Source organism: Pseudomonas sp. Ag1 (assembly GCF_000278565.1).
Lineage (GTDB): Bacteria > Pseudomonadota > Gammaproteobacteria > Pseudomonadales > Pseudomonadaceae > Aquipseudomonas.
Genome location: NZ_AKVH01000018.1, coordinates 1 through 2,543, shown reverse-complemented (window position 1 = coordinate 2,543; position 2,543 = coordinate 1). Strand labels below are relative to the sequence as shown.

Sequence of the window (2,543 nt, the reverse complement as noted above, 5' to 3'; positions counted from 1 at the left end):
TCTACGTCCAAAGTGGTAATTAATGCCAGATTCCCCTTCAAAGGATCCAAGAGATCAGCTTGCTTGCGAGCCCAGTCGATCCAAGGATTTGCCATTTCTTGATCTGCGATCGGGGCAATTTTCAGCCGATCTTCCACCGCTTTTATGAAGGCTCGTAAGCGCTCGGCTCGTTCCCATCGCTCAGTATGTTTAACGACGCTCAGTCTGAGGCGACGTTGAGTCTCTGTTGTACGGGCTCGTTCAAGACGTCGTCTTTCATCTTCAGCCCATTCACGATTTCTTACCTCCTCTTTCTCTCTGAGGACCTTGATAGAAACTGATGCGGAACTTAAGCCCACCAGGATGCTAGAAAGTTTTTTCTCGAGCGGAGCGGTCTTGGTGTCCTTCCAGTTTTTCCGTTCTCCGTAATCCATCCGCGCTTCGATCTGAAACGTCAATTCGCCAGTTGAGGTCCATTCAAACTGTGGGCTTCGTAGGGACATGAAATTAGGCTCCCATGGAGCACCTGGGCGGCGTTTTGGGGGCGGTGGCGGTGGGATCGGGTGTTTGTCTAATCGCTCCACGAGTCGCACAGATATGGGCTCATCGTTGACCGTGATGACTGTTTTTCCTTCAGCGTTGATCTTCCATGAACAACCTTCAGCCTCACCCTCTTTGATCAATGCATCAAAAAGGATTGCGCAGCGTTCTATCAATGTCGATGAAATCATCACATTCAAGACGCGCTTGCCTGCGTAATCGAGGTAACCGTCCTTGACCTTCGACGTTTTTGCACTCTTTAGCCATTGACTCACTAGCGCGTGAGGCTCGGATAATTGATAGGGGGCTTCAATCGTTCGCCGGACTATAGGTGAGTTCAAGTCAGTGCCAGTCGCGACGAGCGAGTTGTCACGGTCGAGCACTTGGAATCGAACATTGCCTTCGACCTGAGGAGGTTTGGGTTTGCGTTGTCGTTGCTTTTCCGATTTGGCCCAATGGCCACGCCCAGGGAGAGGGATGCCGGCTTTGCGACAAGCTTTGGCGACGGCGACGTCGGAAACACCAATTTCGTGGGCCAGTTTGACCATGGGTGTTTGCCACACTTTTTCGAACAGTTCCTCGACGGTAAAGCTCACGAATGTGTACATGCAGTCGGTCACCTTTGCTCATCGCGAATTTAAGGTCACAACGCCGGTTGTCGCGGATGTTAAGTTCCTGAGAGCGCTGGGTGCAACAACCCTATGAGGGTGTTCGCGTCTATGTTGCCGCGTACGCTGGAAAAGACAACTTCGACTCGTTTGGCGTGTGCTCGTAGGTCGAGGACAGCGCCGCACTGAGTCGATCGCCCAGCAGGTTCCAGGCGTTTTTCTTCTCGTCGGCATAGTCGTGATGCAAGTAGTGGCGTCTCACCCGAGAGCCGGCCAGTACATGATTTTGGCAGCGATCAATGACGTCCAGGCTAACGCCTAAGGCTTGCATCATGGTCGCCCCCGTGCGGCGCAAGTCATGCGGCGTCCAGTCGCCGTTTTGGCCGTCGGCAAGGACCAGGGTATCGTCATGGCACCGTCTGGAGAGGGCCTTGCGGTTTTTGAACCGGGCTTGACGGTCACCCACCTGCTTGCTCACCACTTTCACGTCCACATGTCCGTCATCCTGCTTGTTCGGAAAGCACCACTGGGAGTCTCCCGTCAGGGTTTTGAGCTCTTGAAAGAAATGCAAGGCGAAGGGGGAGAGGAAGACATGGTGGTCCTGTTTTTTGCCACGGGTGCCTTTGACATTTTCGCTGGGGAGGAACCAGGTCTGCTGGTCTAGATCGACATTTTTCCATTCGGCCTGCAGCAACTCGCCAATTCGGCATAGCGTGCCCAGGCTGATCCAGAGCGCAAGCTGTGTTTCCTTCTTTAGCGGTCGAATGCCGTCGTATTTTTGGCCCGCGGGGAGGGCGTCGTAATCGGCGGTCATTTGCTGGAAGCGGTTGTGCAATTCCAACAGCTCAGCCGGGGAAAGGATGCGGCTTCTTTCCGCTTCGTAGTTGGCAGGGATCAATGGGGAGATGTCGACCAGCTCAGTTGGATCGCCCTCGATCAATAAGGCCCGCCAGGGCTGACGCTTTCTGGCCCAGCTGAACATCTGAGTGAGGTCGGCGAAGAAGCTGATGGCTTGCCGGTGAGCGCCGCGGTTGACCACGGTGCGGATCAGCGCCCGAACATCGTGTTCGGACACACTGCTCACCGCTGTCTTGCCAAGTGCCGGGAATAGGTCCTTGTTAAAACGACGCTGTAACTCGGCGTTGCCGTCTTTGCGCGCGACGCCATCCACCAGCCACGCCTTGGCCAGATCCTGGACGGTCAGCGTTAGCGCCTTCGACGTTTTTACTTGTTCGGCCTCTACGTTAGCTGCGGCGTATGCCTGTGCCTTGGCGGTTTTCTTCTGCTCGTTGGGATTGATCTGCTCATCGATGAGCGCCCTAGCCTGGTTGCGGGCCTTGCGGATGTCCGTCAGAGATTTGCGTGGCCAGGACCCGCAGGCGTATTCTTTGTTCTGGTCGCCCCACCGATAGCGAT

General features: G+C 55.0%; 2 protein-coding genes. Both read right to left on the bottom strand.

Annotated features, from left to right (window positions below):
• The coding region (locus tag A462_RS32135) for a hypothetical protein (protein WP_008430119.1) at nucleotides 1-1,127 on the bottom strand (1,127 nt) is incomplete at its 3' end.
• Nucleotides 1,128-1,236: 109 nt separating this feature from the next.
• Nucleotides 1,237-2,543, bottom strand: a 1,307-nt coding sequence (locus tag A462_RS32140; protein ID WP_008430117.1) for a tyrosine-type recombinase/integrase, incomplete at its 5' end; no start/stop codon positions are given.